The organism is Marinomonas sp. ABL3_031, from assembly GCF_056161265.1.
Map to the genome: position 1 here is coordinate 1 of NZ_JBSWYU010000039.1, position 545 is coordinate 545.

The following is a 545-nucleotide window of genomic DNA, read 5'->3' on the forward strand; positions in this document are numbered from 1 at the left end:
ACCTTAAACGCGGACAACCATCGCCGCGCTGGCCTAGCCTTCTCCGTCTCTCCATCGCAATATGCATAAGTACAGGAATATTAACCTGTTTCCCATCGACTACGCTTTTCAGCCTCGCCTTAGGGGCCGACTCACCCTGCCCTGATTAACATGGGACAGGAAACCTTGGTCTTCCGGCGGGGGAGGTTTTCACTCCCCTTATCGTTACTCATGTCAACATTCGCACTTCTGATACCTCCAGGGTGCCTTACAGCTTCCCCTTCAACGGCCTACAGAACGCTCCTCTACCATGTAAGAACTTCCTTAAACTTGCTGTCTTCACTTACGTCGCACTTCGTTCCCTCCCGCTCTACCAAACTCTAGGTTCGTAGGCGCTTGGTCTCGCGCGCTTCGCTTGCTCAACAAGCTTAAGTGAAGTTCTTACATCCGTAGCTTCGGTGTACAGTTTGAGCCCCGTTATATCTTCCGCGCAGGCCGACTCGACTAGTGAGCTATTACGCTTTCTTTAAAGGATGGCTGCTTCTAAGCCAACCTCCTAGCTGTCT

1 rRNA gene is annotated in these 545 nt (G+C 51.7%); it reads right to left on the bottom strand.

From position 1 onward, the window contains the following. Nucleotides 1-545, bottom strand: a 23S ribosomal RNA gene (locus ACXAH2_RS17170); the annotation flags it as partial.